Source organism: Roseobacter sp. GAI101 (assembly GCF_000156335.1).
GTDB lineage: Bacteria > Pseudomonadota > Alphaproteobacteria > Rhodobacterales > Rhodobacteraceae > Sulfitobacter.
The window spans coordinates 162,515-175,833 of the sequence record NZ_DS999214.1 but is presented as its reverse complement, the minus strand read 5'-3'; the positions used below and the strand labels follow the sequence as shown (position 1 = coordinate 175,833).

Here is a 13,319-nt window from a genome sequence, read left to right as displayed (position 1 = left end):
CCACGGGTCGCAGGGCGTGACGGGCTTTGGTGGTCCCCCTCGGTTTCACATCAAGATTTCATAGGCCGGCATTTATGGAAAAACGCATTATCCCAATCATCCTTGGTGCTATGGCGCTGATCTTTATCGGATTGGGCGTGCTGATTTATTTCCAGCTGCGCCCGCCGCAGGAAATCAGATACGAAGCGGACGGTGATGCGGAATTTTCCGCGTCCGCCATCGACAGCGGTGCCCGGATCGAAATCGAAGTTCTGCGGTCACAGATCGACGCGTTGACAGAAGCCGTTCAGAACCTTGAAAAGGAACTTGGGCGGGTCGCATCCTCTTCCCGTGCGCCGATCAGCACTGAACCTATGTCTCAGGAACGGGGCGAATTTCAGAACGACGGTGGCAATGACATCATTGACGCCTATGCCCAAGTGGTTTTGATCGCTGGCCGCCGGGAATTGAACGCCGGTTTGCAGATCGCGTCTCCTTCCTATCTCGAGGGGGTCTTTGGCAAGCCTCGTGATGTGCTGACGTCGGACTGCCAGGGGATGACGAACAAGCGGCTGGCGTCCAAGCTTCAGACGGAACAGGTGGGTCCCGTGCGGGTGCGTATGCTGACACCAGCAATTGAATCCCTTCGCACCGTCTTTGCCAAGATCGAAGCAACCGACCCCGATCTTTACGCCCGGATCAACACGGCCGGCGCGCTTTGTGTCAGGCATATTCGGGGTGCCCCCGGCCGTACGTCGACCCACGCATTCGGTTTGTCGCTTGATCTGAATATTGACGGAAAGCTTGACCAGCTGGGGGATGGCCGAACACAGTTGGGCCTGACCATTCTGGCCGATTTCTTCCGCACGGAAGGCTGGTATTGGGGCGCAGGTTTTTCCCGCGAAGACAGCATGCATTTCGAGGTAAGCCGCAATCTTGTCGAGAAATGGGTTGCCGAAGGCAAGCTGTAGCATATCGGTTTTCCATGCGAACTGCCGCTTTGAAAAATGGGCAATGGCCGGTTATTGCGCGGCAGGGGGATAGCGTTTGCCCTTAGAAGTGCGTTGGCCGCAAAAGAACAGTGCCCGATCCGGCCAAGCTATTCGGCGGCCTGAGCAAGTTGGGGCGGTTGCGTCGAAGGATACAGATAATCGCGGGTCAGGGGGACGGCATCCTGACGGCGCGATAGCTGGAACTGAAAGACGGTTTGGCGTCCGTACCGGAAAGTCTGTTCGGAAGCGGCAAGATAGAACCGCCACATGCGAACAAACCTTTCATCATAAATGCTGGCTGCCTTTTTGCTGTTCGCCTGAAATCTGTCGTACCAATGGCGAAGCGTTGTCGCATAATGCTGTCGCCAGCATTCGACATCATCCAGCCAAAGGTTTGCGTTCTCGATGGGGGCCAACACTTCGGACATGGCCGGAATATATCCGCCCGGAAAGATGTACCGAGAAATCCAGGGGTTTGTCGCGTCGGGCGGGGCACTTCGCCCGATGGTGTGGATCAGCGCGACCCCATCAGGCGACAGCAGGTTCCGCACAGTTTCAAAGTAGGTGCCATAATGCGGAAGGCCGACATGTTCGAACATGCCGACTGACACAATCCGGTCGAACGGGCCGCTGACATGACGGTAGTCGCGCAACTGAAAGATGACGCGATCCGCAAGCCCCTCCGCATGGGCGCGCTCTGTCGCGATGCGGTGCTGTTCCTTTGACAGTGTCACGCCCAGAACATTGACCCCGTAGTCACGCGCGAGGCCAAGCGCCATGCCCCCCCAGCCGCAGCCGATATCGAGAACCCGCATTCCTGGCTCCAAAAGCAGCTTGCCCGCGATATGTGCCTTCTTTTGTGCTTGCGCCTGATCCAGCGAGTCATCGGGGTGTTTGAAATAGGCGCAGGAATATTGCCGGTCCTGATCCAGAAAAAGATCGTAAAGCGCGCTGGACAGATCATAATGATGCGCGACATTCCGTTTGGAGACCGATGCGAAATTGTTCTGGTCAAATCGCCGTCGCAGCATTCGAATGGCTCTGACAACGCGGATCCAAGATGAGGATGCCTGCGCGTCAAAATTGCGGACCGCAATTTCGAGGAGACCATGCAGATCATCGCCGTCAATCTTGATATCGCCGTTCATATAGCCTTCGCCAAGGGCAAGTTCGGGGTTCCAGACCAAATGCGAAATGATGCCAGGATGCGTCAGCCGGACGGTAACGGGGCGGCCACTGCCATCGCCAATGCGAACGGTTTTCCGGTCCGGCAAATGCAGCGTGATGTTCCCTTCGCGAAGAAGGATCCTCAGGTTTCTGACAAGTAGGTGTTGAAGCACAGCATTATCCTTCACCGGGGTCCCTTTTTGCTAACGCAAGCAATCGGGATGCCAATTGATCAAAGTCAATGTGGCCTTGGGTAGGTTGCAGGCTGTTATGTCGGAGATTTTATTCTCTGCACGACTTCGGAGTTTGCGTGGTTGGGGTATCATGCGTCCAGGGCGGTGGCCCATTCGGCATTTTTCCGCTGTTTTCCCTTGGTTGGACAGAGTTTCGTAACCCGATTGATCTAGCGCAAGGAGGTCTCGAATTTTTCCTGAATTCTGATTGCGAATTCAGCATTTTCAAACTCTGGGGGAGGATCAAAAGCATGCATAAATTCAACACAGACATGGAGACGCAATCAACAGGTAACGTAGGCTACAGGCACCGGATAACGCCGAAGCATTCGGGTTATGACTGTGCATCCGTCAGCCGCCTGCCGGCACGCAGCTTTGATGTCGAAATCCATGATGCGTTTGGCCCCGACCCCGTCACGGTCTTGCAGTGCTTTATCGCCCTTGGCCTGTCAGATGGAGAGATTGCCAGATACGTCGGATTGCCCGAGGCGCGCGTGAACAGCATTGCGCGTCCGCTCCGCGCCCCGGACATTGGCAAATATCTAGAGTAATGCATTTCCACCGCGCGGCGGCCGTAGGGCTGTCGCGCCTTTTAGCATGCCTCGTGGTTTGTCTGAGGTGCCCAAATCATAGGGTAAGCTCAGGCACCTGCCCGCACACCTGGCATTGAAACCAATCAACCAGCCGTCTTGGCAATGACAGTTCTGTGCGTGATCTCATTGCCCGTCCGCGCATCAACCAGCTTTGGTTCAATGGGGTCGTTCGTTTCCCGGGATATCAACGTCACCGACGACCCGTTCTCGGCCGGGACATGGGCATTGGCCCACTCGATCATCGTGACCAATATGGGATAAAGCGCCTTGCCACTGTCGGTCAGCAGGTACTCGTGGCGCAGAGGACGTTCCTGATAGGCCACACGTTTCAGCACGCCATCCGCTTCCAGCTTGCGCAGCCGGTCAGCAAGGACATGGCGGGTGATGCCCAGACGTTCCTGCATCTGATCAAATCGCCGGATGCCCAGAAAGCATTCGCGGATCACAAGCATGGTCCAACGATCTCCAATCACGGACAGGCCGCGTGCGACGGGGCAGGATTCGGTGTTCAGATCATTCCATTTCATATCGGTCTTATATCAGCGATTGACAGGTTCGAAAAGGGAACTTACCCATAAAGAGTTCCTAAAAAGAACCTACTGCACCTGAGGGGCAGTGCGACCGTCCAATCAAGCAGGGACAAGATGACGTGACCACGATTAACACGCGGAAAACCCGCAGCTATGCCTATGTGACCGAACCCCTGGATGCAGAGGCGGCGATGCGCCTGTCTGGGCTTGATTACATGCGTGCGCTAAACTCGGGGGCGGTAACGGCCCAGCCGTCAATGATCGTGACAATGGGCATCTCCGACCCGATGGATCTTGATTACGGCAAAGCAGCGTTCGAGGCGGATCCTGCCGATTTCTTGCTAAATCCGATGGGCACGCTGCATGGGGGATTTGCAGCGACGCTTCTGGACACTGTGCTGGGTGTCTGCGTCCATACAACACTTGACGCTGGTATTGGTTTCACGACGGCAGAGCTGAAGGTGAATTACACCCGTGCGATCCTGCCGACGACGGGTCGTTTGCGGGCAGAGGCAACGATCGTTCATCGCGGGCGGCAGATGGCGACGTCCGAAGCGCGGGTTGTCGGGCTGGAGGATGGCAAGCTTTACGCGCACGGGTCCACCACCTGTCTGATATTCCCGCTGAAACAGAAGAAGGCGTAAGAAAATGACTGTTGCGCCCCCCCTGAATATCGCTGCTCCCGTTGACGCCGCATCCTCTGCCCGCGCCACACGCACCAAGGTTCTGCTGACAGCCCCGATCGGGCCGACGCTGGCAAAGCTGGCTGCGCCCAACGTTTTGGCCATGCTGGTGCAGGCGGCCCAAAGCATTGCCGAAGCCTATTTCGCCAGCCTTTTGGGTGTCACGGTGCTGGCGGGTCTGGCGCTGGTCTTTCCGCTCATGATGCTGACCCAGATGCTGGCGGCAGGCGCGATGGGTGGCGCGATTTCAGCTGCCGTCGCGCGGGCGCTTGGTGCATCGAACCCCGCACGGGCCGCCACGCTCACCTTTACGGCGTGGATCATCGTGGCATGTTTCGCGCTTTTAATGGCTGTCACGATGGCGCTTTTCGGACGGGCAATTTTTAGTACGCTGGGTGGCGGAGAGGCTGCGGTAGACGCCGCTGTGACCTATTCAATCGTCTTCTTTCCCGGGTGTTTCACCATCTGGCTATGCCATTCCTCGTTAAGCGTCATTCGCGGGACAGGTGATATGCGGATGCCGTCGCTCCTGCTTTTGCTGGTTTCTATCGTCTCGATCCCGCTGTCGGGTGGCTTTGCCCTGGGGTGGGGGCCGCTTCCGGCGCTCGGGATCGCGGGCTTGCCCTTGGGGCTGATCCTTGCTTACGGCCTTGGTGCCCTGATCGCTGTCAGCTACATCGCAACTGGCAGGACCGGGCTTGCCTTCAAAGGCGCGTTTGCCCGGGTTGATCTTGGCATGTTCCGCGACATCATGCACGTCGGAGCCATCGCGTCGGTCAACACGCTGCTGACGGTTCTGACGATCGTGATGATGGTCGGCATGGTCGGGCAATACGGCGAAGCAGCGCTGGCAGGGTATGGCCTTGGCGCGCGGCTCGAATTCCTGATGATCCCGGTCATCTTCGGGATTGGTGCCGCCATGACTGCCATGGTCGGTGTGAATGTCGGTGCAGGCCAGAAAGATCGTGCACTTCGGATCGCGTGGACGGGATCATTGACGGGTGCCGCGATCATCGGCTGTATCGGATTGATCCTGTCGGTGTTTCCCGACCTGTGGCTGGGCATGTTCCTAAACCCCTCCGACACAGCGACATTGGAAGCGGGACGGGCTTATTTCCGGATCGTTGCACCTTTTTATGCCTTCTTCGGCCTTGGCCTTGCGCTGTATTTCGCATCCCAAGGGGCCGCAAAGATGCTTTGGCCCCTGATTGGTAGTCTGTTTCGCATTGGTCTGGCCGTTGGCGGCGGGTTGATCCTCACTTCTACGACTTCGATGGGGGTGAACGGGGTGTTCGCGGCAATCGGGATTGCGATGATGGCCTACGGGCTTGTGATCGGGGTCGCGATTCTGCACACGCGGTGGGCTTAGGGTGGGCTTAGGGTGGGCGCTGGTCGGATCGTGTGACCAAAATTTTTTCCAAACTTCCCCAGCATTTTTAAAGTGCGCAAGCATCGGCTCTTTCACAAGCGCCGCGGCCAGAAGATCACGGTTTGGGAATGATGTTGTCGGCGCGCAAGCGGTCGAACAGATCAAAGAACGCGCTGTCCGTGGCAACATATCCGGTGAACCCCAATGCGCGGCTTTTGCTCATGTCGGTCACGACCTCGATCGGGCGGCCCAGATCGGCGTCCGTGTGCCAGGCAGAGGCAAGCCGCGACAGATCGCTTTTCGCCAGCCCGTGTTGTTTCGCGATCTCGGCCCAGACGGGGGCATCGTCCTGCATCTGCTCTACCAAGGGACGCTCCACACCATCAAAATCCTCTACCTCGACGCCAAAGTAGTCACCGATCCGGTGCCACATCCAGTTCCAGCGGAAGACATCGCCATTGACGATGTTGAAATCTTCGTTGCGCGCGGCTGGCGTTGTGGACGCCCAGATCACCTGATCCGCCAGTTGGCGCGCATCGGTCATGTCGGTCAGCGACTCCCACTGCACCTGTGAGCCCGGAAACCGGAAGGGCCGCCCGGTCGCCTTGCACAGTTCGGCATAGACGGCCAGCGTCGTGCCCATGTTCATCGCGTTCCCGACGGCCTTGCCGATCACGGTATGCGGGCGATGGATGCTGTAGCCGAAACCGTCGCGCTCAGCGGCTGCAAATACCTCGTCCTCTTGCGCATAATAAAAGTTCGCAACGTCCAGCCGCCCTTGGTCCTCGCGGAACGGCGTCTTTGGCAGGGTCCCTTTGCCATAGGCCTCGAATGGCCCGAGGTAGTGTTTGAGCCCCGTCACGAGGGCCACGTGTTCCACGCTGCCCGCCTCGCGGACGGCGTCCAGCAGATTGCGGACCATGGTATCGTTCACGCGGATATTTTCGGCCTCAGTATCCTGACGCAGCCACGTCGTGAGAAAGACGTGGGTCGGCGCGTGCCCCTTTAGGGCCTGTGCCAGTGCCTTCGGGTCCAGCAGATCGGCAGCGACGGGTGTGACGCCGTCGTGGTCCTGTGGTGTGCGTGCCAGGCCGAGAACGGTGCAGCCGTGCGAGACCAGTTTGTCCGCGATCGCGCTGCCCTGGATGCCGGTCGCGCCGACGACGAGTGCTGCCTTGGTCATATGTTTTCTCCTGTGGTTACACGGTGTGGAAGGCACCTAGCCACCGATGTCTGCGTTTGCTAGACGGCACCAAAACGGAACGTAGTCACCTAAAGGAGACCATCTTGCAAGACGATGACTGGCGCGAAGATTGCGCGCCGCGCCGCGTGATGGAGATTTTTGCGACGAAGTGGACCAGCATGATCCTGCATACCCTGCAGGCCCGTCATGCGGGTGCTGCGCGCAGCGGTGCGTTGCATCGCAGCCTGCCGGGGCTGTCGAAAAAGATGTTCGTCCAGACCTTGCGTGACATGGAAACCGGCGGCTTGATCGACCGTCGGGTCGACAGCACTGTCCCGCCGGCGGTGACCTATGCACTCACGCCGCTGGGTCTGCGGTTCGTCGGGCTCGTGGATTTGGTCTATGATTGGGGACGGGACAACGCCGATGCTCTTGACGCGCTTCAGCCGCGCGAAGGGTCCCGCCGGGTCCGCAGTGCCGCAGCGACCAAGTCCGCAGAATAGCCGTCTCAACGCGCTTTACCGCCTTGATTTTGTGCGCACATGTCCACAGCGCGCAACAAGGCGGGGCGGGCGCATCTAAACACAGTCATCCGGTTGTGATCCAGCGACATAGCTGTCAGTTGTTCTCGCAAAGGGAGATTGACGATGAATGGCAAACTCACACGCGCGACAGAGATCGACCGGGTTTCGGAACTCTTGGGGCTTCCTGAAGAAATCAACGATATAGATTCTTTGAATTCCGAAGTGGCAAAGGGTCTTCCGGTGAAATCCGTAGAAAAGATTTTGGATGTTCTGGCTTCGACACCTGCCATGAATATCATTCCGGACAGAGCCTATCGCCGCGCGAAAAGTGAAAAGCGTGCCATCAGCGTCGTCAACAGTCAGATACTTTATGATTTTGCCCGCGCTTATGTGGTTGCAGACAGGGTTCACAATGGCAACGGCGCACTGGTGATGCGATTTCTTGAAAAGCCGCATCAGGACTTTGGAGGGACAGCGCCAATGGCATTGGCAATTTCAAGCCCTGCCGGTGCAGACGCCGTGATTGATCTGCTCAACAGCTGACATCAGCGGATTAGACAAGGCTGATGGGACGAATGTTCGGGATGGTGCCTTTAATCGGTCGCGGTTTCAGGTCGAAGCGAACCATGACCGGCACAGTATAGCGAAACCGGGGATGAGAGCATCCTTGTGGTTTGGGCGCTCATTTGATCTTTACTTTTGGTCCATATGGACTAATTAGTAGATCAGGAGAAGCCCTATGCAAATTGTCGCTAACACCCGTAAACCCGCTGACATCAATGCGGTCGCGCTGAAAGCCTATGCCCGGATCGCCGAGACTTGGGGGTTGTCCTTGAACGAGGCTGCCAGCCTTGCAGATATGTCGGCCAGCACCTGGAAGCGCGCAAGAAAGCCAGGCTTTACCGGCGACTTGACCAAGGACCAGCTTCTGCGCCTCTCGGCACTTGTCGGCATTTACAAATCACTCGAACTCTATTTCTCAGAGCCTCTTGCGAGAACATGGCCGACCCGCGCGAACACTGGGCCGCTTTTTGGCGGGGGACGTCCCGTTGACTCCGCGATTGATGGTGGCCTGCCGCAGATCCTGAACATTCGGACCTATCTGGATGCATTGCGAGGCGGCGCGTGAAGACGACCGAGATTTCGGACAGAAGTCTTGTTCGACTTGTGCCTGCGACCTACCATAAATCACCCGTCCTGCGCGGATTGGTCGAGACGGACGAGGAAGCGCAGCTTCTTGCCGAAATCGAAGGCATGACAAGCGCGCGCTTGAACGCAGAGCGCGGCAAAAGCCTGCATCTTGACCCACGTGAGCTTGCCTGGCATCGCCGCATGGCCGATCTGCGCGTGTATGGCGAAACCCATGTGAACGCCGCCTTTACCTATACGCGTGCTGGCGGGAACCGGTTCAATGGGGCGGATCGCGGCGCGTGGTATTGCGCCTGGGACGCCATGGTGTCTGTCGCTGAGGTCGCGTTTCATCGCACACGAGAGTTGGAATACACCGGGCTGTTTCAGGACCATGCCCGCTACGTTGAACTGCATGCGGATTTCATCGGTAGCTTCAACGATATCACCGATGATAAAGGGCACGCGGCGCTGCATCCGGATCCTGCTGTCGGCTATCCCGAGGGGCAAGCCCTTGCCCAAAGTCTGCGCCGGACGGGATCGCGTGGTCTGATCTATCCGTCCGTCCGCGCGCCCGAAGGCAACTGCCTTGTGTGTTTCGAACCGCAGGCGGTTCAGAATGTCCGACCGGGCGCTTCTTGGGATTTGGTCTGGGCGGGAACGCCGGACTATTCGATCCGGCAGGTCGCCTGACGGCCTCGCGCCGAAGATGCCGACCCCGTATGATTCTCCCTTTGACCGACGCTTAAGTGGCCTTCGGGGCTGCGTGGCACCCCTGCAACCTTTCGCTAATCAAGGGTTTTTCTATACTTGATCCTTTTAGTCAACTTTGGTAGCTCACTCTCAAACAAGGTAGCCAACCGCTTTGCGACCAGCCCCCGAACAACAGCCCGAAATGGGCATTTACGAGGGCCAAATGACACAAACGAAATTCCCACAGTCTCTGCGGAGCCATTCCACAAGTCGCAAGATCAACCTGATCACGGCCGCCGCACTTGGTGCGACGTCGCCTGTAGCACTTTATCCGCAGTCCACGACCGAACCGCTTTTGCTGCCGGGGATCGAGGTGGAAACATCCGAACCCGCCGCCGTGCAGCCCAAGCCAACACCGTCCAAGAAACGTACCGCTGCCAAGCCAGCGGTGCGCACAGCGCCGGCCCCAACGCCCGTCGCCGCGCCAGCCCCCGTTACGCCAAGCGCCCCTGCAGGGCCGGTTGCGGGTGAAAACGGTCTCTCCCCCTTCGCCAACCCCGATGCGGGCTATCAGGCGGTTCGGTCAGGCAATTCGCTTTTGACGCAACCCTTGGTCGATACGCCGCGCACCGTGACCGCCGTGACGCAAGACGTGCTGCGCGACAAGAACGCGACGTCCGTGCGCGAACTGGCCCGCACCACCCCCGGTATCACGTTGGGCACCGGCGAAGGCGGCAACGCATTCGGCGACGTGCTTTTCATCCGCGGTTTCCGGTCATCGAACGACGTTTTCATTGATGGCATGCGCGACTCTGGCGTGGCCGTACGCGAAACCTTCATGGCCGAGCAGGTGGAGATTACCAAAGGCCCGTCCGGGTCGATCGGCGGGCGCTCTACCGCGGGCGGCGCGGTCAATCTGGTGACGAAACAGGCGCAAGATACCGATTTCGTCAAAAGCACGACGACCTTTGGCACTGCCGATCTGGCCCGTCAGGAGCTGGACTGGAACAAGGTCTGGAATGACCGCTTCAAGACGCGCATCGGTTCTGTTGCCCAGGTCAGCGGTGTGGCGGGGCGCGACGACAGCAAGGACGACCGTCTGGGCCTGTCCCTTGCCGCCGAATACAAGGCGACAGACAAGCTGACCTTTGACATCGAAGCCTATCAGCTGCGGATGAAGCAGATGCCCGATTGGGGTGTGCCATGGGACGGCACCAACAACGTGCCGTTCACTGAACCGGGTGCAGGCCGTCTCACGCTGGATCGGTCGACATTCTATGGCGATACCGATCGCGATTTTCAGGACGCCACCCAAAGCGTCGCCACCGTCGGGGCGACCTATGGAATTGCGCCCGGCATGACCTTTACCAACAGGACGCGGATCAGCAAAACCGAGAATGACTATATCGTGTCCGCCCCTGAACGCCCCGACACAACCGATCCCGACCCGAAGAACTGGACGCTGACAGCGTCGCCCAAAAGCCGCTATCAGGTGAATGATGTCATCGCCAACACAAGCGAGCTGTCCTTCGGCTTTGACACGGGCACTGCGCGCCATGAAGTCGTGGCCGGTTTTGCCCTGTCCCGCGAAGAGATCAGCCAGCAAGGCTATGTCGGTCTGTCTTCGGAAGTGGGCGGGGGCACGGCAACGGATCGTCTTGAGGGGTGTTCGATCTCGATCTACAATCCTGACACCAGCGGCTGTTCGACGGCGGTACCGGTTCTGAATCCGGACGCCACCCTGACCAAGGTCACGACCAAATCGCTGTACTTGAATGACACGATCACCTTCAATCCGCAATGGCAGCTGAACCTTGGGGCGCGGGTGGATGATTATAGCATCAGCCGCACCGGCACAGCCGCAGGGTCGACCACGCTGACCCGTGATGATGTGATGTTCAACTGGAATGCGGGCATCGTCTGGAAGCCGCGCGACAACGGCACGGTCTATCTGTCCTATGCCACATCCAGCAACCCTGTCGGGGATGAACTGGACGCCGGTGGCGGCAGCTACAACGGGCTGGATACCGCGAATGCCATCCTGTCACCCGAAGAGAACACCGCGATCGAACTTGGCACCAAGTGGCAGTTCGGCGACCTGATGGCGACGGCCGCCGTCTTCCAGACCCAGAAAGACAAGGCCCGCGAAAGTTCGGGCGGGCGCGGCCAGCCGGTCGTGACCACGGATACGGGCGAATACCGCGTCCGGGGGATCGAACTGGGCTTTGGTGGTAACGTGACGGACAAGCTGAGCGTGTTCGGGGGGGCCACGTGGATGGACAGCGAGATTTTGAAAAGCAGCGTCGCCAGCAATGTCGGTGCCGAATTTGCCAACATCGCCCACGAGCAGTTCAACCTGCTTGCCCGATACGACTATAACGACAAGTGGAGCTTTGGCGGGCAGGCGACGTGGCGTGGCAAAGTCAGGGGCGGGACATTCGCCGCGACCAACAGCAACGAATTGCCAAGCTACTGGCGCTTTGATCTGATGGCCGATTACCACATCACGGATGACGCCTCGGTCAGCTTGCGCATCGATAACGTGCTGGACGAAACCTACTATGATGCGCTGTACCGGTCGGGCACGCCCTTTGTGTATGTCGCGCCGGGCCGGTCTGCGTCGATCTCTGTCAGCATGAAGTTCTAAACCTCCAGGTCAGGCGGCCGATGGTGCCGCCTGACACCTTCTCCCGAAAGGATACAGCCATGTTGGTCTGCGTCGAAAATATACTGTCCCCTGACGAGGTCTCCAGGATCATGGCTGTGCTTGGCGATGCTGCGTGGGCTGACGGTCGCGCGACCGCGGGCACCCAATCCGCGCAAACCAAGCGGAACCAGCAGATCCCCCTGGACAGCCCCGTCCTGCCCGATCTGCAAACGCTGGTGTTGCAGCGGTTGATGTCCAACCCGACCTGGGTGTCTGCCGCACTGCCGCTGCATGTGCTGCCACCGATGTTCAACCGTTACGAGACCACCGAAACTTTCGGCGTGCATGTCGACAATGCGATCCGCGTCAATCCGCAGACAGGCCAGCGGCTGCGCACCGATCTGTCCTGCACGCTGTTTCTGAACGACCCCGAAGACTATGACGGCGGCGAGTTGGTGATCGAGGATAATTACGGCACCCAATCGGTCAAGCTGCCTGCGGGGCACTGTGTGCTCTATCCCTCTACGTCGTTGCATCAGGTCACGCCGGTGACACGTGGCGCGCGGGTGGCGTCGTTTTTCTGGGTCCAGTCAATGATCCGCGACGGGGGCCAGCGCGAGATCCTGTTCGACCTTGATCAATCCATTCAGGACTTGTCCGCGGCCGAGGGGCTCAACGCCCCCACGGCCGTTCGATTGACGGGCATCTATCACAACCTCATCCGGCAATGGGCAGAGACGTAAAATGAAATACCAAACCATCCTTGTCACAGCGGCCCTTGTCGCGGCCCCGGAAATTGCATCAGCGGACACGGCGTCGGTCAATGTCGCCCTGATCAATGCGGCTGAACAGTGGTTCGGGCCCGCGCTGGCAGAGCCGATGCGCGTCGCGGCGCAAAGTGGTGGCCATTCGCCGCTGGCCATGTTCATGGGGGCCGATATCGTGGTCAAAGCCGTGATGTTCGGTCTGGCGATCGCATCGGTCCTGGGCTGGACTGTCTGGGCGGGCAAGCTGTTGCAGGTCAAATGGGCGAACGGCCGGCTGCGCCGCTCTTACAAACGGTTGGCGAAACAGGGCGCGCTGGAAGGCACAGATGCGGCGATCTATGCGGGACCGGTGCGCGTCATGGTGCAGGCAGCGCAGGCCGAAGTCGCGCGATCCGGCGGAATGAACAAGGCTGGCATCAAGGAACGGGTCGCGTCAGAGCTTTCGCGGATCGAAACAGGAGCTGCGCGGTCCATGCAATCGGGTGCGATGGTGCTTGGGTCCATCGGATCCACGGCACCGTTTATCGGATTGTTCGGCACGGTCTGGGGCATCATGAACAGCTTTATCGGCATCGCGGAAAGTGGCAGTACCAGCCTGTCCGTTGTGGCCCCCGGTATCGCCGAGGCGCTGCTGGCCACGGCCATCGGTCTGGTCGCCGCGATTCCGGCAGTGCTGCTGTACAACCACGTCACCCGCATCGTGTCCGGCTACCGCGCCCGGATCGGTGATGTCGCGGCATTGGTCGAACGCTGTCTGTCGCGCGATCTGGATCGTGCGGATACTGCGGTACCTGTTCCGGCCAGCCTTTCGCGTCTTGCGGCGGAGTGATC

General features: G+C 59.0%; 14 protein-coding genes. 11 read left to right on the top strand and 3 right to left on the bottom strand.

Features of this window, described 5'->3' with window-relative positions:
* The first annotated feature begins 74 nt into the window (after window positions 1–74).
* Window positions 75–950 (top strand): M15 family metallopeptidase, encoded by an 876-nt coding sequence (locus tag RGAI101_RS18790; RefSeq protein WP_008229683.1) that lies wholly within the window; start codon window positions 75–77, stop codon window positions 948–950.
* A gap of 128 nt (window positions 951–1,078) precedes the next feature.
* On the opposite strand, the gene RGAI101_RS18785 is transcribed toward RGAI101_RS18790, so the two are convergent.
* The gene (locus RGAI101_RS18785) at window positions 1,079–2,311 is read right to left on the bottom strand and encodes an SAM-dependent methyltransferase (RefSeq protein WP_157044750.1); all 1,233 of its coding nucleotides are present in this window, start codon (window positions 2,309–2,311) and stop codon (window positions 1,079–1,081) included.
* Between the two features lie 311 nt (window positions 2,312–2,622).
* Here RGAI101_RS18785 and RGAI101_RS18780 point away from each other — a divergent pair, with 311 nt between their 5' ends.
* Window positions 2,623–2,922 (top strand): hypothetical protein, encoded by a 300-nt coding sequence (locus RGAI101_RS18780; protein ID WP_008229635.1) that lies wholly within the window; start codon window positions 2,623–2,625, stop codon window positions 2,920–2,922.
* Between the two features lie 125 nt (window positions 2,923–3,047).
* Here the strand turns inward: RGAI101_RS18780 and RGAI101_RS18775 are convergent, their stop codons facing one another.
* The gene (locus tag RGAI101_RS18775) at window positions 3,048–3,491 is read right to left on the bottom strand and encodes a winged helix-turn-helix transcriptional regulator (protein ID WP_008229845.1); all 444 of its coding nucleotides are present in this window, start codon (window positions 3,489–3,491) and stop codon (window positions 3,048–3,050) included.
* A gap of 122 nt (window positions 3,492–3,613) precedes the next feature.
* Between RGAI101_RS18775 and RGAI101_RS18770 the strand changes: the two genes are divergently transcribed.
* On the top strand, window positions 3,614–4,138 hold the full coding sequence (locus RGAI101_RS18770) for a PaaI family thioesterase (protein WP_008229568.1): 525 nt from the start codon (window positions 3,614–3,616) through the stop codon (window positions 4,136–4,138).
* 4 nt (window positions 4,139–4,142) lie between these two features.
* Window positions 4,143–5,546, top strand: a complete 1,404-nt coding sequence (locus RGAI101_RS18765) for an MATE family efflux transporter (RefSeq protein WP_008229489.1) — start codon at window positions 4,143–4,145, stop codon at window positions 5,544–5,546.
* Window positions 5,547–5,661: 115 nt separating this feature from the next.
* Here RGAI101_RS18765 and RGAI101_RS18760 read toward each other — a convergent pair whose 3' ends face one another.
* Window positions 5,662–6,729 (bottom strand): SDR family oxidoreductase, encoded by a 1,068-nt coding sequence (locus RGAI101_RS18760; protein WP_008229594.1) that lies wholly within the window; start codon window positions 6,727–6,729, stop codon window positions 5,662–5,664.
* Window positions 6,730–6,833: 104 nt separating this feature from the next.
* On the opposite strand from RGAI101_RS18760, the gene RGAI101_RS18755 reads away from it, so the two are divergent.
* The 7 genes from RGAI101_RS18755 (at window position 6,834) to exbB (ending at window position 13,317) form a co-directional block, all read left to right on the top strand.
* On the top strand, window positions 6,834–7,232 hold the full coding sequence (locus RGAI101_RS18755) for a winged helix-turn-helix transcriptional regulator (RefSeq protein WP_008229805.1): 399 nt from the start codon (window positions 6,834–6,836) through the stop codon (window positions 7,230–7,232).
* A 144-nt stretch (window positions 7,233–7,376) separates the two neighbouring features.
* Complete coding sequence (locus RGAI101_RS18750; RefSeq protein WP_008229649.1) at window positions 7,377–7,796, top strand: antitoxin Xre/MbcA/ParS toxin-binding domain-containing protein; 420 nt, start codon at window positions 7,377–7,379, stop codon at window positions 7,794–7,796.
* Between the two features lie 196 nt (window positions 7,797–7,992).
* The gene (locus RGAI101_RS18745; RefSeq protein ID WP_008229831.1) at window positions 7,993–8,382 is read left to right on the top strand and encodes an antitoxin Xre-like helix-turn-helix domain-containing protein; all 390 of its coding nucleotides are present in this window, start codon (window positions 7,993–7,995) and stop codon (window positions 8,380–8,382) included.
* Window positions 8,379–9,074, top strand: a complete 696-nt coding sequence (locus tag RGAI101_RS18740) for an RES family NAD+ phosphorylase (RefSeq protein WP_008229764.1) — start codon at window positions 8,379–8,381, stop codon at window positions 9,072–9,074. Before RGAI101_RS18745 ends, RGAI101_RS18740 begins: the two co-directional genes overlap by 4 nt.
* A 223-nt stretch (window positions 9,075–9,297) precedes the next feature.
* The gene (locus RGAI101_RS18735) at window positions 9,298–11,721 is read left to right on the top strand and encodes a TonB-dependent receptor (RefSeq protein ID WP_254655314.1); all 2,424 of its coding nucleotides are present in this window, start codon (window positions 9,298–9,300) and stop codon (window positions 11,719–11,721) included.
* Between the two features lie 59 nt (window positions 11,722–11,780).
* Entirely contained in the window at window positions 11,781–12,464 is a 684-nt protein-coding gene (locus RGAI101_RS18730; protein WP_037230081.1) for a Fe2+-dependent dioxygenase, read from the top strand.
* 1 nt (window position 12,465) lies between these two features.
* Window positions 12,466–13,317: a tonB-system energizer ExbB gene (gene exbB / locus RGAI101_RS18725; RefSeq protein ID WP_008229556.1), complete on the top strand. Its 852-nt coding sequence runs from the start codon at window positions 12,466–12,468 to the stop codon at window positions 13,315–13,317.
* Window positions 13,318–13,319: the final 2 nt, after the last annotated feature.